At 58.2% G+C, this 20,420-nt stretch carries 19 protein-coding genes and 2 pseudogenes; 9 read left to right on the top strand and 12 right to left on the bottom strand.

Annotation, left to right across the window (positions count from 1 at the left end):
- Positions 1–7: 7 nt before the first annotated feature.
- The 3 genes from kdpB to kdpF are packed head-to-tail and all read right to left on the bottom strand — an operon-like array spanning position 8 to position 3,875.
- Positions 8–2,071 carry a potassium-transporting ATPase subunit KdpB gene (kdpB, locus tag ACLI1L_RS00385; protein WP_411707748.1) on the bottom strand — a complete coding sequence of 688 codons (2,064 nt, stop codon included), beginning with the start codon at positions 2,069–2,071 and terminating at the stop codon, positions 8–10.
- A complete protein-coding gene (gene kdpA / locus ACLI1L_RS00380; RefSeq protein ID WP_394287008.1) occupies positions 2,068–3,783 on the bottom strand; it encodes a potassium-transporting ATPase subunit KdpA in 1,716 nt (571 codons plus the stop codon). The genes kdpB and kdpA overlap by 4 nt, the downstream gene beginning before the upstream one ends.
- Entirely contained in the window at positions 3,780–3,875 is a 96-nt protein-coding gene (gene kdpF, locus ACLI1L_RS00375) for a K(+)-transporting ATPase subunit F (protein WP_086589010.1), read from the bottom strand. The genes kdpA and kdpF overlap by 4 nt, the downstream gene beginning before the upstream one ends.
- A 535-nt stretch (positions 3,876–4,410) precedes the next feature.
- On the opposite strand from kdpF, the gene ACLI1L_RS00370 reads away from it, so the two are divergent.
- Positions 4,411–5,400 (top strand): lipase family alpha/beta hydrolase, encoded by a 990-nt coding sequence (locus ACLI1L_RS00370; protein WP_411707747.1) that lies wholly within the window; start codon positions 4,411–4,413, stop codon positions 5,398–5,400.
- Here the strand turns inward: ACLI1L_RS00370 and ACLI1L_RS00365 are convergent, their stop codons facing one another.
- The 3 genes from ACLI1L_RS00365 to bioB are packed head-to-tail and all read right to left on the bottom strand — an operon-like array spanning position 5,401 to position 7,587.
- Positions 5,401–6,324 carry a Sir2 family NAD-dependent protein deacetylase gene (locus ACLI1L_RS00365; protein ID WP_411707746.1) on the bottom strand — a complete coding sequence of 308 codons (924 nt, stop codon included), beginning with the start codon at positions 6,322–6,324 and terminating at the stop codon, positions 5,401–5,403. It abuts the gene before it with no gap.
- 10 nt (positions 6,325–6,334) lie between these two features.
- Positions 6,335–6,607, bottom strand: a complete 273-nt coding sequence (locus ACLI1L_RS00360; protein WP_049361336.1) for a hypothetical protein — start codon at positions 6,605–6,607, stop codon at positions 6,335–6,337.
- Positions 6,607–7,587 (bottom strand): biotin synthase BioB, encoded by a 981-nt coding sequence (gene bioB / locus ACLI1L_RS00355; RefSeq protein ID WP_034655643.1) that lies wholly within the window; start codon positions 7,585–7,587, stop codon positions 6,607–6,609. The genes ACLI1L_RS00360 and bioB overlap by 1 nt, the downstream gene beginning before the upstream one ends.
- Positions 7,588–7,664: 77 nt before the next feature.
- On the opposite strand from bioB, the gene ACLI1L_RS00350 reads away from it, so the two are divergent.
- On the top strand, positions 7,665–8,975 hold the full coding sequence (locus ACLI1L_RS00350; RefSeq protein ID WP_411707745.1) for a M20/M25/M40 family metallo-hydrolase: 1,311 nt from the start codon (positions 7,665–7,667) through the stop codon (positions 8,973–8,975).
- Between the two features lie 22 nt (positions 8,976–8,997).
- Positions 8,998–9,570, top strand: coding sequence for a hypothetical protein (locus ACLI1L_RS00345; RefSeq protein ID WP_411707744.1), 573 nt, complete (start codon positions 8,998–9,000; stop codon positions 9,568–9,570).
- Positions 9,571–9,600: 30 nt separating this feature from the next.
- On the opposite strand, the gene ACLI1L_RS00340 is transcribed toward ACLI1L_RS00345, so the two are convergent.
- From ACLI1L_RS00340 to ACLI1L_RS00330, 3 genes are read right to left on the bottom strand one after another with little or no spacing between them, the layout of a single operon-like run.
- A complete protein-coding gene (locus ACLI1L_RS00340; RefSeq protein WP_411707743.1) occupies positions 9,601–9,906 on the bottom strand; it encodes a CHY zinc finger protein in 306 nt (101 codons plus the stop codon).
- Positions 9,884–10,723 (bottom strand): hypothetical protein, encoded by an 840-nt coding sequence (locus ACLI1L_RS00335; RefSeq protein WP_411707742.1) that lies wholly within the window; start codon positions 10,721–10,723, stop codon positions 9,884–9,886. Before ACLI1L_RS00335 ends, ACLI1L_RS00340 begins: the two co-directional genes overlap by 23 nt.
- Positions 10,723–11,088 carry a heme transporter gene (locus ACLI1L_RS00330; protein ID WP_411707741.1) on the bottom strand — a complete coding sequence of 122 codons (366 nt, stop codon included), beginning with the start codon at positions 11,086–11,088 and terminating at the stop codon, positions 10,723–10,725. Before ACLI1L_RS00330 ends, ACLI1L_RS00335 begins: the two co-directional genes overlap by 1 nt.
- A gap of 118 nt (positions 11,089–11,206) precedes the next feature.
- On the opposite strand from ACLI1L_RS00330, the gene ACLI1L_RS00325 reads away from it, so the two are divergent.
- The 4 genes from ACLI1L_RS00325 (at position 11,207) to ACLI1L_RS00310 (ending at position 14,337) form a co-directional block, all read left to right on the top strand.
- On the top strand, positions 11,207–11,641 hold the full coding sequence (locus ACLI1L_RS00325; protein WP_411707740.1) for a hypothetical protein: 435 nt from the start codon (positions 11,207–11,209) through the stop codon (positions 11,639–11,641).
- Entirely contained in the window at positions 11,638–12,438 is an 801-nt protein-coding gene (locus ACLI1L_RS00320) for a PrsW family intramembrane metalloprotease (protein WP_411707739.1), read from the top strand. The genes ACLI1L_RS00325 and ACLI1L_RS00320 overlap by 4 nt, the downstream gene beginning before the upstream one ends.
- A gap of 95 nt (positions 12,439–12,533) precedes the next feature.
- Positions 12,534–13,730 (top strand): HNH endonuclease signature motif containing protein, encoded by a 1,197-nt coding sequence (locus ACLI1L_RS00315; protein ID WP_411707738.1) that lies wholly within the window; start codon positions 12,534–12,536, stop codon positions 13,728–13,730.
- Positions 13,731–13,758: 28 nt separating this feature from the next.
- Entirely contained in the window at positions 13,759–14,337 is a 579-nt protein-coding gene (locus tag ACLI1L_RS00310) for an LURP-one-related/scramblase family protein (protein WP_411707737.1), read from the top strand.
- A 197-nt stretch (positions 14,338–14,534) separates the two neighbouring features.
- Here the strand turns inward: ACLI1L_RS00310 and ACLI1L_RS00305 are convergent.
- Positions 14,535–15,216 (bottom strand): annotated as a pseudogene (locus ACLI1L_RS00305) (IS6 family transposase).
- A gap of 187 nt (positions 15,217–15,403) precedes the next feature.
- Between ACLI1L_RS00305 and ACLI1L_RS00300 the strand changes: the two are divergent.
- Both ACLI1L_RS00300 and ACLI1L_RS00295 read left to right on the top strand, forming a co-directional pair.
- Positions 15,404–15,748 carry a pentapeptide repeat-containing protein gene (locus ACLI1L_RS00300; RefSeq protein WP_049358518.1) on the top strand — a complete coding sequence of 115 codons (345 nt, stop codon included), beginning with the start codon at positions 15,404–15,406 and terminating at the stop codon, positions 15,746–15,748.
- Positions 15,749–16,042: 294 nt separating this feature from the next.
- A pseudogene (locus ACLI1L_RS00295) lies at positions 16,043–16,421 on the top strand (IS6 family transposase); the annotation flags it as partial.
- Between the two features lie 435 nt (positions 16,422–16,856).
- On the opposite strand, the gene ACLI1L_RS00290 reads toward ACLI1L_RS00295, so the two are convergent.
- Together ACLI1L_RS00290 and ACLI1L_RS00285 are read right to left on the bottom strand one after the other, a co-directional pair.
- Positions 16,857–18,623, bottom strand: coding sequence for a hypothetical protein (locus tag ACLI1L_RS00290; protein WP_284790841.1), 1,767 nt, complete (start codon positions 18,621–18,623; stop codon positions 16,857–16,859).
- Positions 18,620–19,768 carry a hypothetical protein gene (locus ACLI1L_RS00285; protein WP_411707736.1) on the bottom strand — a complete coding sequence of 383 codons (1,149 nt, stop codon included), beginning with the start codon at positions 19,766–19,768 and terminating at the stop codon, positions 18,620–18,622. Before ACLI1L_RS00285 ends, ACLI1L_RS00290 begins: the two co-directional genes overlap by 4 nt.
- Positions 19,769–20,420 lie beyond the last annotated feature (652 nt).

The raw sequence follows: 20,420 nt of genomic DNA, 5'->3' as shown, positions 1-20,420 counted from the left end.
TCTTTTTCTACATACCTGGAAGCAGGTTGACTACCTGGTCAATGAGCCAGATGCCTAGGAATGGGGTGATCACGCCGCCCAGGCCCCAGATGCCCAGGTTACGGCGGAGCAGGGACGAAGCAGAGGCCGGCTTATAAGCCACGCCCTTGAGCGCCAATGGAATAAGAGCAACGATGATGAGCGCATTGAATACCACTGCAGACACAATGGCGGATTGCGGCGAGTGCAGGTGCATCACGTTGAGGCGCTCGAGGTGCGGAAGCTGGGTAGAAAACAGGGCCGGCAAGATGGCGAAGTACTTCGCTAAGTCATTGGCCAAAGAGAAGGTGGTAAGCGCCCCACGGGTGATGAGCAACTGCTTGCCAATGCGCACGACATCGATAAGCTTGGTCGGATCAGAATCCAAGTCCACCATATTGGCGGCTTCCTTCGCTGCAGAGGTGCCCGTGTTCATGGCCACACCCACGTCCGCCTGCGCCAGCGCCGGCGCATCGTTAGTACCGTCACCGGTCATAGCAACCATGCGGCCGTGCGCCTGTTCCTCGCGGATCCTGGCCAGCTTATCTTCCGGGGTGGCCTCCGCGATGTAATCATCGACGCCTGCCTCTTTCGCAATGGCCGCTGCCGTCAACGGGTTATCGCCGGTCACCATGATGGTTTTGATGCCCATCTGGCGCAATTCGGCGAAGCGCTCCGCCATGCCCGGCTTGACGACGTCACTGAGCTGCACCACCGCAATAACCCTGCGGGTGCCATCGGATTCTTCCACAGCAACGGGCAGCGGGGTTCCACCACCTTCTGCAATCTGGGTCACGGAGTCTTCAATTTCTTGCGGCCAGTCGCCACCCGCCTCGGTTACCCACCGGCGCACAGCATCACCGGCACCTTTGCGCAGCTTTCGGCCTCTGAGGTCAAGCCCGGACATGCGGGTAGAAGCGCTAAATGGAATGACCTCGGCGGTCTTTTCTTCCTCTCCTGCTGCGGCAGAAAGGTGGTAATTTTCGGTCAACCACGACACGATGGAGCGGCCTTCCGGGGTCTCATCGGCAACCGAAGCAACGCGGGCTATCTCCGCAGCTTCCTGCTCATCGACACCGCGCGCAACGATAAGCCCGGTGGCCTGCCGGTTGCCATAGGTGATGGTGCCGGTTTTATCCATGAGTAGGGTCGCTACGTCGCCCGCCGCCTCCACCGCTCGTCCGGACGTAGCCAGAACATTGTGGTGCACGAGGCGGTTCATTCCCGCGATTCCCACCGCGGATAGCAGGGCAGCGATGGTGGTTGGGATGAGGCAGACCAACAGGGCCACCAGCGAGAGCGGGGAGAGCTCCGCGCCGGTAAACAGCCCCATTGGGGCCAGTGCGGTAACCGCAATGAGGAAGAGAATAGTCAGGGTAGACAGGAGGATGCTCAGCGCGATCTCATTCGGGGTCTTGCGGCGCTCCGCTCCCTCCACCAAGGCAATCATCGTATCGACGAAGGTCGATCCCGGCTCCGAGGTGATCTGTACCAGGATGGAATCAGACAAGACCACGGTACCGCCGGTCACAGCACAGCGATCTCCACCGGCCTCGCGAACCACGGGAGCAGACTCGCCGGTAATGGCAGATTCATCGACGGTTGCCGCGCCTTCAATGACGTCGCCGTCGCCCGGGATAGTCTCTCCGGCCTCCACGCGCACGATAGCGCCCTTGGTGAGCTCAGAAGCGGCAATAACCTCGATGCCGCCATCGGTGACTAGGTTCGCGGTGGCGTCATCGCGCACGGCGCGCAAGCTATCCGCTTGGGCTTTACCGCGGCCTTCGGCATATGCCTCAGCGAACGCGGCGAACGCAATGGTAAACCATAACCATACGGTCACCACCCAGCCATAAACGCTGGGGCTAAAGATGGACCACAGGGTAGTCAGCGCGGCGCCTACCCACACCACGAACATGACGGGGTTGCGGGCTTGGGCGAGCGGGGACATCTTGTGCGGCAACGATTTCAACGCTGCCGCAGCCAACCCACTGTTTTTGGTGGCAGAGCGCTGGGGAGTGCGTTGCTCAGTGGTCATAGTTGGTGTTGTCATGAGAGTGCCTCCGAAATGGGACCCAAGGTAAGAACGGGGAAGAAGGTAAGGGCGGCGACCAACACAATGACGCCGATGGTAAGCAGCGCGAAGGTCACACCGGACGTCGGCAAGCTGCCGGCGGTAGTGGCCTGCCGGCGTTGACCGGCTAGGCTGCCCGCCAAGTACAGGGTGAAAACGATGGGGAGGAAGCGGCCCAGCAGCATGGCGATACCGAGGGTGACTTGCCACCAGGGCTCGGTTACCGTCAGGCCCGCGAAGGCCGAGCCGTTATTATTCGACGCCGAGGTAAAGGCATAAAGCACCTCGGAGAGACCGTGCGCGTTATCCGGGGTTCCAGGAGCGCCGTAGTTGGTCGCCGAAAGCTCCACCAGCTTGCGCTGAGCCACCGATGCGCCCACGCCTACCAGGACGAGGACCGGCATGGTGAGGATGTACAGGCTCACCGCGGAGATTTCCTTGCGGCCGACCTTATTGCCCATGAACTCCGGTGTGCGCCCAACGAGCAGGCCGCCGATAAATACGGCGAGGATTGCCACCATCAGCAGACCGTAGAGACCCGTGCCCACGCCGCCTGGTGCAATTTCGCCCAGGAGCATATTGAGGATCAACAAGCCGCCACCCAATGGTGAGTAGCTATCGTGCATCGAATCGACCGCACCGGTAGAAGTGCCCGTGGTAGACACCGCAAAGAGTGCCGAAGCGTCAATACCTAGGCGCTGTTCGATGCCCTCCAAGTTGCCGCCAGCTGCCTGTGCTGCCGCACCGGTGGTAGTGTGCTGTGCCCATACCACCAAGGCAACCATAACGGTCCAAATGCCGCCGATGACGCCAAGCAGGGTCCAGGCATGTTTTTGCGATTTCAGCATTACTCCGTAGGCACGGATAAAGCAGAAAGAGATAACCAGCAAAGAAAATATTTCCACGAGGTTGGTAAAACCAGTGGGGTTCTCAAAAGGGTGCGCCGAGTTGGCGCCGAAGATGCCACCACCATTGGTTCCCAGCAGTTTAATTGCCTCCTGGCTAGCTACCGGAGCGCGCGGAATATCCACGCCCGCGGAGCTCACCAGGTTGGACCCGAAGGTTTGCATGGTTCCGCCCAAGATGAGGACGAAGGAAATCAATAGAGAAAGCGGCAAAAGAATGCGCACCAAACCGCGGGTGAGGTCAACCCAGAAATTTCCGATGAGGTGCTGTCCGCTCTCAGAGCCCAGCTTGTCACGGCTATATCCCAAGTGACCGATACCGCGAATGAGCGCAACCGCCACACACATGCCGACAGCCGCGGAGGCAAAGTTCTGGACGGTCAGGCCAAGCATCTGCGCACCATTGCTCAGGGTTTCTTCGCCCGAATAGGACTGCCAGTTGGTATTGGACACGAATGACGCCGCCGTATTGAACGCCATCCACGGTTCCACCGCTTCGGAGCGGGAATTGCCAAAGCTAGGCAAAACGGTTTGTAGGCGCTGCACCGCGTAAAGCACGAGTACGGATGCCAAGCTGAAACCAAGCAATGCACGGCTGTAATTCTTGCTGTTATGCCCGCGGTTTGGGTCAACGCGCAGGACCTTATACACCGCACGCTCTATCGCCCAGTCCTTGTCAGAGGTGTAGCTGCGTGCGATCCAGTTGCCCAAAGGAACATATGCCGCCGCGAGCAAGACGACGAGGGCGAGGAACTGCGGTAACACCGCCCCAATGCCGGCGATCATGCGAAACGCTCCGGATCAACTAAGGAAATGATGAGGTAGGTCACCAACGCCACAACAATGATGAGGCCAATGACCGCTGTAATGGTGTTCATGGTTATGCGTCACCGTCCAGAAGCTCGTTGAGGACGGAGGGACAGCCAACCGTCAGGATGGCTATCAGGATTGCCACGATGTCTAACATGTGGGAAACCCCCTTGTGCGAGTGAAACTTTCCTGTGCCTGACAGGTATGCCTGCCAGGTGCCGGTACCAAGGCAGCACCTGCTACGCACAAACGTTAGGACCACACCCCCGCTGCCCTAGGCAATCTTTGCGCTATCTTTACGCCTCTCGCTCGCAATTTTTATATCTTCTTTACACCCCTTTTGCGCCACCTTTTCTTCAGGCCAAGAACCGCCCTTTATCCACAACGAAGGCCCGCCGACAGCACATCGGCGGGCCTTCTCCCCATGACTAATCTCTCGGTACCCAAGGAGGGAGTGGAGCGCACCCTCCTGCAAGCACCGCCCGTGATTAGGCAAGCCTAAGTTTATAAACCTTTCGTAGGATGGTCAAGGGTTTGCCCATAAATTTCTTAACTCCTGCCAAAAACACAGTTAACCTGCAATAACGAGTACAATCCGGAACCATGGCTGAGTTGAAATCCACTATTTCCGAACAACTCCGCAAATTCTGGCGTGCCAGCGAGAAGGAATTGACCGATTCCCCGCGTCGCGGCATCGCCTCCCCTGCCGAAGCCACGGCACTGCGCGAGGAGGTCGCGGCCGAGATTGCGGACCTCATCAAAGCGCAGAAGGTAAAGACCAGCCCCGGCGATACCGCCCTCGACGCCGATGCCGCCGCTACCCTCCCGCTAGGCGCACGCATGAAGCCACGTGGGATCTTCGAAGATGACTGGGGCGCACGTCCTACCGCACAGCGCCCCTGGCCGGTCATCCTCATTCACGGCACCTGCGATACCAAGGGCGTATGGCAAATCCTCGGCAATGAGCTGCGCCAAGACGGCTGGGCGGTCTTCGCCCCTGACTACGGCCGTCGCGCCACCCAGCCCCTTGCAGAATCCGCCGAGCAACTCGATGCTTATATCCGCACCGTGCGCATGGTCACCGGCGCGGACAAGGTCATCCTCATCGGCCACTCGCAGGGCGGGCTCCTCGCCCGCTATTGGATGCGCATGATTGGCGGCGCCGAGCATGTCCTCCATCTGATGTGCATCAGCGCGCCAAACCACGGAACTACTTACGGAGGCATCGTCAGCCGCCTCATTCGCACCCCGCGCCAAGAGGCGGTTATGCGCTCCGTCATCGATGGTTGGTTTGGGCCGGCGGGAATGGACCAAATTGTCGGCAGCGAAGCGTTACGCGAGGCCAATCGCGATGGCGACTTGGAAGCAGGGGTGAGCTATACCTGCATTGCCACGCGGTCTGATGCCGTCGTGGTCCCACCCGAAACCTGCTTCCTCGACCCCCGCGGCGTCGCAGAGGGCACCGTGCGAAATATTTATGTCCAAGACTTCGACCGCCGAGCAGTGGTCATGCACGAGGATATGCCCATAGATAAGCGCGTCCACGCCATCGTGCGCACCATCTTGGAATTAGTAGAGACTATCCCCCGCTAGTTAGAGCTCCAGCTCATCAAGAACCGCGTCAAAGGCTGGGCCCACCTGTGTACGCCACAGCGTATCCACCTTCTGATCACCCCGGCCGGGCCCGCCATTGATGACGGCCACGCGCTTGCCCTGCTTCTTTGCCTCCAGCACAAAGCGATACCCACTCATCACCGCAAGAGAGGATCCAGCAACCAGCAGCGAGCGCGCCTGTCCCAGCATGGCAAAGGCGGCATCGCGGCGCTCAGCCGGCACGGGCTCGCCAAAGTAGACGACGTCTGGTTTCAATAATTCCGATCCACACCGCTCGCATCCGGCCATGCGAAACGCCGCCACGTCGGATTCATCCAGGGTCACGTCACCATCCGGATTCACTTGGTCTGCCTCCACCACAAGGCGCTCCAAGTACCCCGGGTTCGCAGCGGCCAAGCGCGCATCGAAATGCGGCCGCGCCTCCCGATACCCACACATCAAGCACACAACGGTTTCCATATCGCCATGCAGCGCCACCAAGTTCGCGGTCCCTGCCTGTTTATGCAGTCCATCAACGTTTTGGGTAACCACGCCATTAATCAGCCCGGCGCGCTCCAGTTCCACGAGCGCGTAGTGCGTGCGATTCGGCGCCGCAGAATCCATGACCCGCCACCCCACAAAGCTGCGGGCCCAATACCTATGGCTCGCGGCCGGGTCGTGGCGAAATTCCTGGTAGGTCATCGGCCGGTGCCTGCTCAGCGAGCCACGCGGTCCCCGGTAATCGGGCACGCCCGACTCCGTCGACACTCCGGCCCCCGTTAGCACCATTACCGGACCCTCGCGCAGCTGCTTGACGACGTCCCCCAAAGCCCGCCCTGGCTCCGTATGCGGCGCCGATTCCTCTACCACTCGGGCGATCGAGCGCAGCGCGGACTGGTGAGCAAGGGAGACGGCTGCATCCATGCTCCCGATGCTAGCTTTCGGGCAAGTGCTCTACGTATAGCCACTCCGAATCCAGCTCCCCGTGGCGCGAGCACTTGGTATGCCAGCCATCGGGGCGTACCTGGGCCACCATGCGCCGGCCACAAATTTGGCAGTAGCGCGGCACATCGAGGCCAGCGGCAGCAGCGGGGTGCAGCGTAAAGACCTCCTCAATCGGCTTGCCGGTATTCGGATGGAAAATCGGCTCGTCCCCAGCTAGGACGGCAGCGGCCAATTCGGAAGTCGGCTCGGATAAACCAGACACTACAGGGCCTTAATCGGCAGATCGATGCGGTTCAACATGTCCACATCCTTTTCAATCTGCTGGCCCAGGGTGGTCAGGTAGTTGCCGGCAATGATGGCGTTGATGCCGCCGAGCAGGCCGCGCTCCGTGCCGTCGTCGCCAAGCGAAAGCTCGCGGCCACCAGCAAAGCGCAAGGTGGTAGACGGCATAGCCAAGCGGAATGCCGCCACGGCGCGCAGGCCTTCACCCAGCGGAACCAGCGGGCGATCCGCAAAGGGGGTGCCCGGGCGCGGATCCAGGAAGTTCATCGGCACCTCGCAGGGATCAATCTCTGCCAGCTGCGCGGCGAACTCGGCGCGCTGCTCCAAGGACTCGCCCATGCCGATGATGCCGCCACAGCAGACCTCCATACCTACCTCGCGCACATAGTCGAGGGTCTGCTTGCGCTCCTCCCAAGTGTGGGTGGTGACCACATTGGGGAAGAAGGAACGGGACGTCTCCAGGTTGTGGTTATAACGCTGCGCGCCCATGTCCTTCAGGCGCTGCGCCTGTTCGCGGGTCAGGGTGCCCAGGGAGCAGGAAATCTCAATATCGACGGCATCATTAATCGCGGCAATGGCCTCGCCTACCTGGTCCAGCAAGCGATCATCCGGGGACTTCACCGCGGCGACGATGCAGAACTCAGTAGCACCGGTCTTGGCGGTCTTCTGCGCTGCCTCCACCAACTCCGGGATGTTGAGGCGCACGGCGCGCACTGGGGACTCGAAGAGGCCGGACTGAGAACAGAAGTGGCAATCTTCTGGGCAGCCGCCAGTTTTAATGGAGATAATGCCTTCCACCGATACGTCTGGACCACACCACTTCAGGCGGGTCTGGTGGGCGATATCGGCGATTTCCTCCAACTGGGAATCCGGGACCTGTAGTACTTGCAGTAGTTCTTCCTGGTTGAGGCCTTTGCCTTGCTCCAGCGCTTTTTCACGGGCGATATCAATAATGCTCATGGTGTGAACCATACTTGAACAGCGTTCAGCTTTGGTTAAAATCACATAAACTTTTTCCCAGCGTTAGGCTCGATAGCATGACGCTTTATGATGACACCCTCTCCCTCCTCCAAGAACTTATCCGCAATGCCTGCGTAAACGACCTCACGCCGGACTCCGGTCACGAGGTTCGCAATGCGGATAGTTTAGAAAAATTCTTCGCGGGCGAAGACGTGCAGATTGAGCGCTTCGAGTCCCACCCGGGCCGAGTTTCCATTGTCGTGACCGTCCCCGGCGATCCGGACAAAGAACCGCTGACCCTCATGGGTCATACGGACGTCGTCCCCGTGGACGAGCCTAAGTGGACTAAGCCTCCCTTCAAGGCGCTCATCGAGGACGGCAAGCTCTACGGCCGCGGTTCCGTAGACATGCTATTTATTACCGCCACCATGGCCGCCGTCACGCGCGAGGTCGCCCACACCGGCAATACGGGCGGCACCCTTGCCTTCGTCGGCATGGCCGATGAGGAGGCCCGCGGCGGTCTCGGCGTGCGCTTTATGTCCGAGAACCACCCCGATGCCTTTTCCTGGAAGAACTGCTTATCTGAAACCGGCGGCAGCCACCTGCCCGGCGCGGTGGGCTTCAACGTGGGCGAAAAGGGCGCCGGCCAGCGCCGCCTGCATGTGCACGGCGATGCCGGCCATGGCTCTACCCCTTATGGCAAGGACTTTGCCATCGTAAAGATCGGTGAGGTGGCTCGCCGCATCGCCGCCGCTGAGCCGCCCACAGCCTCCAATGAGATCTGGGAGGGATTTGTGCGCACCTTCAAGTTTGACCCCCAGACGGAGCAGGAGCTTATCGACGGCACCGGTGACTACTCCAAGTTCGGCAACCTCGACGCCTACGCGCATGCCTTTAGCCACACCACCATCGCCGAGACCGTCCTGCGCGCCGGCGGCGCCATTAACGTGCTGCCTTCACATGCCTACCTGGAAATGGATGTGCGCCCCTTCCCCGGCCAGACCCAGGAGGATCTGGATGACTTCCTGCGCAGCGCGCTTGGAGACATGGCCGATGAGGTAGAAATCGAACACCTCATTACTGAAGATGCCACGCAATCCTCCACCGATACCGAGCTGTGGCGCGCCATTGAGGCCACCTCCAAGGAATTCTTCCCCGATAAGGCCGTCGTCCCAGTTCACGCCACCGGCGGTTCGGATCTACGCTTTGCTCGGCGCAAGGGTGGCAACGCCTATGGCTTTGCCATGCACGCCGAGGGCCGCGATATGGCCAGCGCCAATTCGCAGCTGCACAGCCACGACGAGCACCTCTACTTGGAGGACCTCGAGCTCACCGTGCGCGCCTACCGCAGCCTGGTCAATCGCTTCCTTGGCCTGTCACAGGCATAACAAGTGTGGCAAGATGTCTGGCATGAGCTTTGCACGTAAGTCCGCGCTGCTATCTGCAGCTACCGCCCTGACCGTAACCCTCGCCGCCCCTGCCGCTGCCCATGCCGACGCCGTTGATAACCTCCTCGACAAGATGCCTGCCGGCCAGATTTCCTGCTCCCAGGCCAAGCAGTACTGGACCAACTCCGCTGATTACAACCAGAAGAAGTCCCAGGCCCTCGCCGTTGCCACCGTTCACCCACGCGGCAACGAGGTTCGCGACGCCATCGGCCGCATGGACGAGGCTATTGCCCGCTGCGGCCTAAACGGCACCACTGGCCAGGGCAAGCCGGTCAACACTAGCGGCCAGCGCGGCAATGCTCCCGCGCCAAAGCCGGCTCCGGCCCCGGCACCGGCACCGGCACCTGCGCCAGCCAAGAATGCCAAGGTCATCGAGCTGGGCACCATCCCGGGCCAGCCGACTGTCGACGTCCCATTCCTGGGCCAGACCTTCCGCATCCCGGATGCGGCCAAGATTGCCCAGAACGCTGTATCCCAGTTCCAGCTGCCGCAGATTCCGCAAATCCAGCAGCTACAGCAGCTGTCTTCTTTCTAAGACACTAAGACACTGACTTGGCCGGACCGCTTAGCGGTCTAGCTGAAAATAGATCCCGGCATGCGCGCTGCAGCCGGGATTAAATTTATGCCCGCAGTGGGGACAGGCAGGCGCGGCGGAATAGACGTGGTAGTTCATTTCGGTGCGGCAGGCGCCGCAGAGGACTGAGGGGGCGTCGGCAAGCATGGGCCCAAACTCATGGTCAGTGAGCTCGGCGTGGCACAGCGCGCAAGCAAAATACTTCCCGCAGGTGGCGCACTTATTGGCCACCACGTCCAGCGGGGAATGCCAATGCTGGCACCGGCCCTCCGCATCAATCGCGCCGTGAATCTTCATGGCCGTCAGCATACGCGCCGCCCTGTTGCCACTGTTGCTTCTTTTCTTCCGACTTCTTGGCATTGCGCACTGCCTGAATGCCCACCACAATGGCAATGATGATCGGCACCCACACCTTGCTGTAGTCCATCAAGAATACGAGCCAGTCGGGCGGATCGATGTCGATGTTGAAGTCGATATTCGGCACGGGAAGCTCAATCTGCGGAAACTCCGGCACCGGGAGCGCGATATCCGGCAGGTCGATATCCGGCAGCTCCCAATCCGGCAATAACCGAGACAAGATGCGGCTAATGATCGGACCAAGCACGATCACGCCAATGGCCCAGCCGGACTTTCCCAAGCCGCCCAGGAGCGGATACAACACCCGCTTAAAGGAGCTTTCCTCCATGGCCGTGCGGCGCTTTTCTCCTAGTGAGCCGGCCGGTGGATCGAGGGCAACTGCCTCCTCACCATTGCGGTAGTAGACGTCTAAAAGCTCGCCCAAGGGAGAGGCTTGGATATCCAGATAAGGTTTGCTGCGCGAGGCGGAGTTCTCAAAAAGGGTGAGGTCTTTTTCTATCTTCTTCTTAAGCGAATACCGGCCCGCACGAGGCCGATCGTGGCGGCTGCGTACCTGACCGTTGACCACAATCTGCAGGCGCGGGCTGGGATTCTTCCGCCACAACCGGAGCCGTTCGGGGAGGGAGGCATCGCCTGGAACCGGGGTATAGTCCTTCGCCTTCTTCGGCCACTCACCTAGCCCAGCGAATTCGGCATCGTAGCCGCGCTGCACCTCGATAGTGCCCACCTCGGGGTGCTCTAGGCGCCAGGTCTCCATTAGCTCTTCCCTGCCTTGGAGCCCACCACGGCACCCAGCTTGCTCGCGGCCCATGCCAGGAAAACAAACACTGGGAGGTAAATCCACGTTCCCTCATTGAAATACAGGGACATGGCGGTAAAATAAGCCAGCCCTGCCACACTGAAGATGGTCCAGGAGGCGCGGAAAGTGGCGCCGTCGACAAGAGCAATGATCACCGTCAGCACGGCCATGAGGATGAGCAGGGCAAGGCCGGAAACAAGGTGGTAGACAGCGGGCGGAATAACGATGAAAACAGCAGCGATGGCGATGGGTGCCCACCATTGCCACCAGACGCGGCTGGGCTCGTCTTTCGTTTCCGCTTCTTCTTCTAGCTCCTCAAACACGCACCCAACCTATCACAGGGCTTGGCAGAACTTATGGGGGAGAAATCCTCCCTATGTCCGGCTTAATCCTCCCCGCGGAGGATACCGCGCTGAGCAGGGCATACCTAGCGTTGAGTACATGAAAAGCACACCACTCATCCTCGCGGCGGGCGTGATATTTGGTGCCATCTACGGCACCAATGCACTCCTGCCAGATATATACGACAACCCCACCTCTGAGGTGCAGGCCGGCCAGGCGCGCATCCCCGGATTATCCTGCACGGAAGAAGATGGCTCCACCAGCAGTGAACCACGCTGGGACTGTGACGGCACCCAGATCCGCGCTAAAGAAGTCGGCGTACAGGACAAAGACCAAGCCACCCGCCGGTACCTCCGGGCAATGAGGGAAGGTACGGCCATGCCGGAAGGAGACATCGACCGCGACGGGGATAAGCGCACGCTTAGCGATGGCGGCCTCGTAGCCATCAGCATTGAGGGCGATGGCCCCACCACGTTCCTCTCCTTGCACGGACCGCGCGCTGCAGAACTTGCCCAGGAGGTAGAAAAGGCATGAAGAACCTGTACTGGCTATCTATCGCTTTCGGCCTGGTAGTTTCCGGCTTTTTCTTTGTTGATCGCCGGTTTACCGAGGTTGGGCTCATCGGTGCGCTCATCTGCGCTGGCTTGACGCTTGGACTGGGATTCTGGTGGTTTAGGCCGCGGCCGATGTGGCAGGGCATCCTATGGGGTGCGCTCGCCCAGCCGGTGGTGGTTAACCTCAACGACCAAATGGTGGGGATCTCAAACAAGCTGGGGCTCACCCACCTAGACGCGGCCTTCTACTCGCCGCTTCCGGAAGAAACCATCAAGCTCCTCGGCGTCGTTATTATTATTGCGGCTTTTGGAAACGTGAAGCATCCCTACCAAGCCGCCGCGATCGGCATGGCGGTAGGCCTTGGTTTTGACGCCATGGAAAATGTGCCGTTCATCCTCAACGCGGCCATCGATAACTTGGACGGCGACCTCTGGGGCGTCATCATTACCGGTATCGGACGATTCTTCACTGGCGCCTTTAGCCATGCGCTGTATACGGGGGTTGCGGCGTGGGGCGTCGGCAAGCTCTATGCGGGGGCACGCCACGGATACTGGCAGGTGGCCGGATTCTGGCTGGCCGGTATCGCCCTGCATACCCTATTCAATGCCTCGGCGATCATTGTAGGTAACTGGCCGGTGACCATTCTCCTTATCGCCATCATTACGTGGGCACTGATTATCTGGGGCCTGCGTTTCATACGCAAACAGGATAGGAAATATGCGGCACAAAGAAGCGAAATTCCTCTGCCTACCAAGGATCCAGAATATAGTTCTTGAGCTGCGTAAATACGAAGGAAAGGGCTCGTGTCCGAGGGGTGTTATAAGGTGTGAATCGTACACAAGTTCACACGATAATTTAGGTACGATTCGCCATGGAAGAACCCTACTTTTCCACGACCAACACCACCGACCCCACCACACGCTTAGCCTTTGAGATGCGAAAGGCGGAATACGAGTTCTGGGTGAACCAAGTCCCAGAACTCGATTCTGATTTCGAATTAGTCACCAACTCCCTCTACCGCACCACCGGCGTCAATGAAGGCCGGATTGGCCATATCCTCATGGCACTGCACCGCTTGGAGGAGCTGCCCAAGCTCCAAGCGCTACAGCACCGCCTCTATCACTTAGACCTCGACCGGATTATTGCCATCAATAAGTCCCTCAACCGCTTGGGCAACCCCACACCGGAGGTAGTGGCGCGCATCGATGAGCAGCTCACCGCCTACCTCACCCCTACCCGGCCGAACCAGACCATGCGTACGCAGGCACAGATCAAGCGCAAACTCAACGAGCTCATCAACCTCGCCGATGACACATTGGCCGTCACCCAGGGCCCCACCCAGCCGCGCTACACCATGGAAAACTGGGGCGATAACACCTCGGCGGTGACTTTGAGTGCGGACCCGGCGGTTATCGCGAGCGTCGATAAGTGCATCCGGCAGACCGCGCTAGAGCTAGATTGCTCGCTTGCCGACGCCGCCGTTGCACTCCTCACCGGCCGCACCCAAGCCCCCGAGATCATTCTCAACGCCTATAAAGCAACCGACGTGCCCAATTCTCCGGCGTTTATTGAATCCGTGGGCTGGCTCGACCCAGCGCGCTCGAATGCGCTGCCCTACACCAAAATCCGGGAGATGGACCCAAACCACAAGGTCAAAGGTTACGTCACCCCGGCGGCCATGGCTGCGTACTTAGAAGGATTTGACGGTACCTGCCGCTACCCCGGCTGCAATCGCCCGGCCACGGCCTGCCAGAAAGATCACCGCATCAATCATGCGGACGGCGGTCCGACCACACCGGCTAACCTGGCCTGCTTATGCCAGCACCACCACAATGTGAAAACCGATGGTCGCGCTTTTTATGTCATAGACCCACATACACGCGACATCATCTGGCTTTTTGAGGATGGAACCTGGACCGCCACGGAGCCCTCCGGACCACTAGCGCCTAAGAACAAGAATTGGGTGCAGACCTTTGCTCAAACCATGACCGCCCACCGCGCCCGAGCATATGAAGAGGCCCAAGAACTCATGCGCCAGCAGAAAACCACCCCTAGGGAGGAGGAATAAATCCACCAGCTGCCCTACAGTGGCTGGCATGACGCAAAATTTATTCACACTGGATGAGCTCGTAATTACCCAGACCAAGTCCTTCCTCACTGATCAGTTCATGATCACCGATATCGACGGCACCCCTGTGGGCACGATCCTGCAATCCACCAGTCTTAAAGATATGGTGTTTAAATCCTCTCGCAGCTTGGAGGTCGCACTCACGGATGCTGAAGGAAACCCTCTACAGACGGTCATGACGATTTCGGATCCGCCGAATTTTCTGCGGGATACCTATGAGGTGCACTTGCCGGGAATCGAAGCGCCCATGGCCGTCATTACCAAGCGTTTCTCCATGCTCAAGACAAAGTTGGACTTGACCATGGAGGGCTTTGCCGACGTCGAAATTCACGGCGACTTCTGGGATTGGAACCTTTCCATCACTTCCCAGGGCCGCCGGCTTGCCAACGTCACCAACGAGTGGACCGGCGTAGGCAACTACTTCATGGGTAAAAACACCTATTGCCTGGCCATCACGCCAGGCCTCAACGAGCAACAGCACGCTGCCATCATCGGCGCCGTGATGAGCATGGATATGCTGCGGACGAAGGAAAAGAATAGCGATTAGGACATAAAAAAGAACCGGAGTGGAAAGTGTTTCCAACTCCGGATTTCGATGGTGTGATGTTCACGATGGCAGCTCAGCATGGCTTTTCAGAAAGTGTCTCCCGAGCTGCGGATATGAAATGGTGTTGTTGCTAAGTTGGGCGGAGAGCAGCGAAGACTCAGTTTCTCATTCCCTGACGGCCGCTGCGTATGGCGTTGTTAGGCCGTCTCGAAGACCTGGTTGACGATCACCGCGTCCGGGTTCGGTTGCCCGTAGGCAAACATCGCGCCTTGCCCTTTCAACGTCCGATATGCAGATGTCCGGTTCTTAAAAGCGCCTTTCGGCCCGAGGATCCGCTTCAGCCGACCATGGTCGCCTTCCAGGATGTTGTTGAGGTATTTCACCTGCCGGTGTTCCACTGGTGGCGGGCAGATTCCCTCTGACTTCAACTCGGCGATTGCCCTGGCTAGGGAGGGTGCTTTATTGGTGTTGATCACTCTGGGATACCCGGCTGACGCATTAGATTTGAGGGCCTTGGCTAGGAAACGCTTCGCTGCGGCCACGTTCTGCTTCGGAGAGAGGTAAAAGTCCAGGGTCTGGCCACCGGCGGTGATCGCCCGATAGAGGCAGCATCACCTGCCGCCGACTCGGATATAGGTCTCATCCACCCGCCAGGAACTGGCCTGCCAGTCAGGTACCTGCCGGTACCACCGTGTTTGCTTGTCCAGCTCAGGGGCGTATTTCTGGACCCAGCGGTAGATCGTGGTGTGATCGACCGGCACGCCCCGCTGAAGTCATCATTTCCTCCAAATCGCGGTAGCTCACCCCGTAGCGGCAGTACCACCGCACTGCCCATAGAATGATGCCACGGGAAAAATGACAACCGGAGAAGATACCCATGGCTGTGACTATTTCACGTCGCTCTTCCTACTGCCCCAACTTTGCAACAACACCAGACATATTAACGGTGGTTGGCTTCAACAAGATAAGGGACGGCAAACCTTACGGAGTTGTAACCACCCACTGCCTTGGCTACCAAGGCCGTTGCCCGCAATGGATTATCAATTCACCGCAGATTAAATAGCAAATGTACAAAACGATGCCTCAATCGTGGGCCACGGAGCTCGCTGGGAAAGACATTTCCGGGAAAGATATGTCCAACTATGACCTGACGGATATCAATCTCGAAGGAAGCATATGCAAAGGATGCTCGTTTCGCGGCTCCATGGTGGCATGGGCTAACTTGAAATCGGCAGATTTCACCGACGCAGATTTTACGAACGCAATTCTTAGCGAGTCAGACCTTCGTGGAGCGACATTAACGCGCGCGAATTTTACGAACGCATATCTGGTACCTGTTACCGCCAGTCCAAGGCAATTTTCTGAATGTACAGGTTTGGATGCAAGTAATGCGATACTTTATAGCCCCTGATTGCGCCTACACGAATTCCGTTCAAGACCTACGGTGTATCGGGCGTTGAAAAACGCATAGCTACCGCGATGGGGCGGGTGAATATACGCCCCACAGCGCTTGCCATATGTTTAACCATATGGCAGACCATATGGTTAAACATATGGCACAACATACGCTAAAGCATATGCTTTAGCGTATGTTCGCCGGAACGTGGTTTTACCTGTTTATTCTTTCAGATAGACCGGCGGCAAACATGAGGGTGTTGTTGCAAAGTTGGGGCAGTAGGAAGAGCGACGTGAAATAGTCACAGCCATGGGTATCTTCTCCGGTTGTCATTTTTCCCGTGGCATCATTCTATGGGCAGTGCGGTGGTACTGCCGCTACGGGGTGAGCTACCGCGATTTGGAGGAAATGATGACTTCAGCGGGGCGTGCCGGTCGATCACACCACGATCTACCGCTGGGTCCAGAAATACGCCCCTGAGCTGGACAAGCAAACACGGTGGTACCGGCAGGTACCTGACTGGCAGGCCAGTTCCTGGCGGGTGGATGAGACCTATATCCGAGTCGGCGGCAGGTGATGCTGCCTCTATCGGGCGATCACCGCCGGTGGCCAGACCCTGGACTTTTACCTCTCTCCGAAGCGGAACGTGGCTGCAGCGAAGCGTTTCCTGGCCAAGGCCCTCAGATCAAGACAACAAGCAAGATGACTTGTTGACACCATCGAAAACAAAAGTACGAAAGCCGAGAGCGGGAGTTCGGATGTAAATCCCCACACTTGCAATCCTCGACCGCCAAAGTTCACAAAAACAAAGAAACCGGAGGTCACGAACCCTTTCGAGTTTGTTACCTCCGGTGTCGCAGTTTGTACAACTGCTCATGGTGTGCTGCTCACATTCCATGGTCACACGGTAATTTTTGTGTACAGCTCCCGAGCAGCACTTATGTAATCTCCCGAGAATAAATTCCACCTCGACTAGGCCGATAAGTCGATGATAGACCGTGCTATAAGTGGCCTCTGCGAGCAAACTTTTTCACTTTTGCCCTCCCGTTGACGGAAGAAGAAGCTCGCCCTGTCGAAGCAGGACGAGCGTTAGTACATGCGTGCTAAATAATTTCCAGACCTTTTAGGTTCGAGGTGGAGCCTTTACCGGGGTACGACCAAGATCTTCTTCAATCATGCGCAGGCGCTTTTTCATCGAATCCTCCGACGGCCGCCGCCTAGCGTATGAATCCTGAATAGCCCGATTCGTTGCAGCTATCCACAGAGCAATGGTGATATAGAGCATTGGCTCTCTCCGGACGCCGCGCTTCAGGTTATCCATACCTGTGACGTAGTGGGATTTCATAATAGAAAACCTTTGTTCAGTAATGGCACGTGCGGATTCGTAGTAGGTGGTGTGCTCCCACGAGCCTGGCACTAACCCCCACTGAGCTCTTTTCCACTGCTCAGGGGTGTAGGTATGAGTAATACTCGAGCTTGAACAGCACCGGTACCGTGTGGCATCCCAGGACGGTGCAACAGTAGGGGCTCCGTCTCCGGCAGAAACCATGGAAGCCGGCTTAAGCGGGCATTTCACCCTGCCTTGGACGGCGGGACAAACCAGATCGATTTTCACCGGAAGATCACCTTCAACCTCTTGCTTGCTGGGTCTACCGCGGGTCGCCCGTTTACGATACGGACGCGAATTCGTGCCCATCAGCAGTGGAAATAGGGCTTCCATCTGTGCGTCGTGCTGCTCGAAACCGTCCGGTTCGTCGAGAAGATCCACAGTACGGCGGGTGATTTTCCCGTCACCTGCCAGGTGACGGGCCATGGGGCAGTAGAAGTCACCTGCGATCTGGACTGGGCCGCTAGACATGTCATTTGCTCCTGGCGCATCTGAGGCCATGATGGTGCGCCACAAGATCGGATACCGCACAATAGGCGCATACCCCGCATCGAGTACAACATCAGAAAATTGACGTTTCGCGTTGTAGCCCATGTCCACGGTGAGAAAAGGGATCCGACCGCGTTTCGTGCGCTGGTCAAAGCCATTTTCTTGGTGGAAGCGAAGAGCTCGCTCCAAGCTCGTCACCGACCCGGAGCTTGGTTTGTCGATTGATATGGCGGTGATTACTGGCGGTATGCCATAGACCGCCTGGGGTGGCCCGACCCGACTGACTGCAGTCACACCGAGGCCTACACCGCCTTTGGTGATGCGTCGCCTTCCGGCCTCGGCATGCAGGGAGTGATCCTCGCGATCGCGGATATAGAAGGCGCCGGAATAGGCTGCACCGCGTAGCTTATCGTCGCGGCTGCCCAGCCCTTGGGACTGACCAGCCAAATCAATGATCGTCTCATCCGCAACTACGTCGCCTTTGTACCCCGAGGGGGACGGGTCATCGATAGACCCAGCTACGATGGCATTAACAACATGGTGAAGGCGCTCGCTGGCGACTACTGAGGCCTGTTGCTGCTCCTCGGTCCGCGCAGCCATCGTTTGACGATGAGCTCCGTTTTTGTCTCGGCGGGCACGGATATCCGGTAGAGAATCCAGCGGTTCCAGATATCTGGTCAGCCACATGGCGAATGAGTGATAGGTTCCTTCCCCGCTATATCCGTGCAGGTCAAGTCCCAGTCGCTGCTGAGTGTCGGCATCCAGATCCCAGAGGGTACGCCAGATCTCTGCCATGGACGGCGCACGCTGAGTACCAATGAGCGCTAGTCCTATCGTTAAGACGGCAAAGACGGAGTAGTGTGGGCCGGTTGGCTTGCGCCCACCTATTCCTTTTGCCTGCCGTCGATAAAACTCGATGAATGTATGTGCTCCAGATTTGTCGATCACTTGTGCGCATTCCTCCAGGTAGGTGCGCGAAAAGGTCAACCTTTGTTCCTGTAGTGCGATCGTCATACCTCTGCAGCCTCCTTGGTCCGCAGCAGCGCATGCGCGATATCCGCCGCCGAATAGTTCGGCAGCGATTCATCCAGGTCGTGCAGAATCCGCAAATCGGCGATGCCAGCGAGCTTAAGCAGCATTGCTGCGGGTATAGCCGGATCTGTGGCCAAATCGACCACCCAACGATTTCGCAATGCGGCCGCATTAAAACGCGGAAAGCCCTGCTCATCCAACCTATCTGCAACATGACATATTGCGTTGCGTGGCATGGTCTGTCCCACACAGGGAAAGACGAACTCACCGCCCGCCTCTTGGGCGCGGGTGAGCAGACGGTGCCCGCGAATCGGGCACACGACTGGCACCACTCGACTTACCACGCCCTTTTTGCGTACCGCAACAACGACGACGGTTCTTTCCTGAAGTTCTAGCGCAGTGATATCGGTGCCGCGGAGACGACGAATTTCTCCTGCCGACAACCCGGCTCCGGTGGTGAGATCCAAAATCACGAGCAGCTGCTGGCGCAAAGAGCCACTCAGCGAGGGCACGATGGCGTACAGCTCATCTGCCAGTGGCTCGGAAGCTGGCGCAACCGCCTTCCGACGCGGACCGCGTGAGCGGTGCGGCTCTGGAAACTGGTGCGGATACAGTGCCCTACCTGCGGCGTACAGTATAGTGCGATAGGTGCGCTGTGCTCGACGATTGAAAACGTCATCTCTAAAAAGCCATCGATCGACCGCCTCCCTGACCAAGGCCCTTTCCTCATCGACGACACCATATATCAACCCCTCGTCGTAGAGATACCGCGCTAACACGCGGCACGCTTTCGCATCGGCGACCTCATCAAGCTCGCGCGTATGGGCCTGGACCAGCGCGGCCTTCTCGATTGCCTGCGAACGCAACGGGCCTACAGGACGCCGGATCCCCACCTCCCGGAGTCGGACATACCGATCTGCATCAGGGATGGTCCGGCGGGTCAAGCGTCGCACACGCTCAGGCGCTATATCCCCGGCCACCACAGTCAACGTCGCCGTACCACCAGTTCGACCATTCTTGGTTGGTTCCGAGCTTGGTGCTGCTGCTAAGGCCTTAAAACGCCCCATGATCACACCCCGATTCCACGACGACGGCAGCACTGGAAAATTCGCGATTGCAAAACGCATTTAGGCATGACAAGATCGAGCCATCTCCTTCACATAGGTAGAACGTGTTGAATGGATATACTCACGAAAATTTCGACAAAAATTTTCGTGACCGCAGGGCCCAATCTGGCAGGATTGTGCCCTGTTTTGTTTTCGGATTTGTCCGATAAGCAGTTTTAGGTCACAGATGCACCCCCTGCACCCTGACTATCATCACCACGGAAGCGACCTGCTTCGGAAAGCCACTGCGTCATCACATGCGACATGGAGCACCCGCGCTTCGCTGACTCAGCAGAAAGCTTCGCCACGAATGGCGCAGGTAAGCGTAATTCGACGCGCACAATCGCGTCGTCGGGCACTACCCGACAGGCCTTACGGCCAAAATGCGCTGACGGAATTTCCATCAAGCCCTCCTTCACACAGCTACCGACTCGCGACACGGATGTGCCACGAGAACACAGACATAAAGCCTGCGCCAGCCAGAAAAAATCCTGGCCAGTAGTGACAATAAAGTCACTTCAATTCAGTAGCCCTGAGTGGGCTGTGTACATAGTCGTCCAAGCGTTGCCCGTAATGGGCTTTTATAGATTACCGGCTCCAACCGGTACAAAACAAATCATTCAATTACCTGCGCATTTGTCTGATCTTCCACCACCGATCAACTTCACCCGCG

Source organism: Corynebacterium sp. LaCa117, assembly GCF_046717765.1.
GTDB classification, from domain to species: Bacteria; Actinomycetota; Actinomycetes; order Mycobacteriales; family Mycobacteriaceae; genus Corynebacterium; species Corynebacterium kefirresidentii.
The sequence above is the reverse complement of the archived record's forward strand: the minus strand, read 5'-3'. Positions and strand labels throughout refer to the sequence as shown.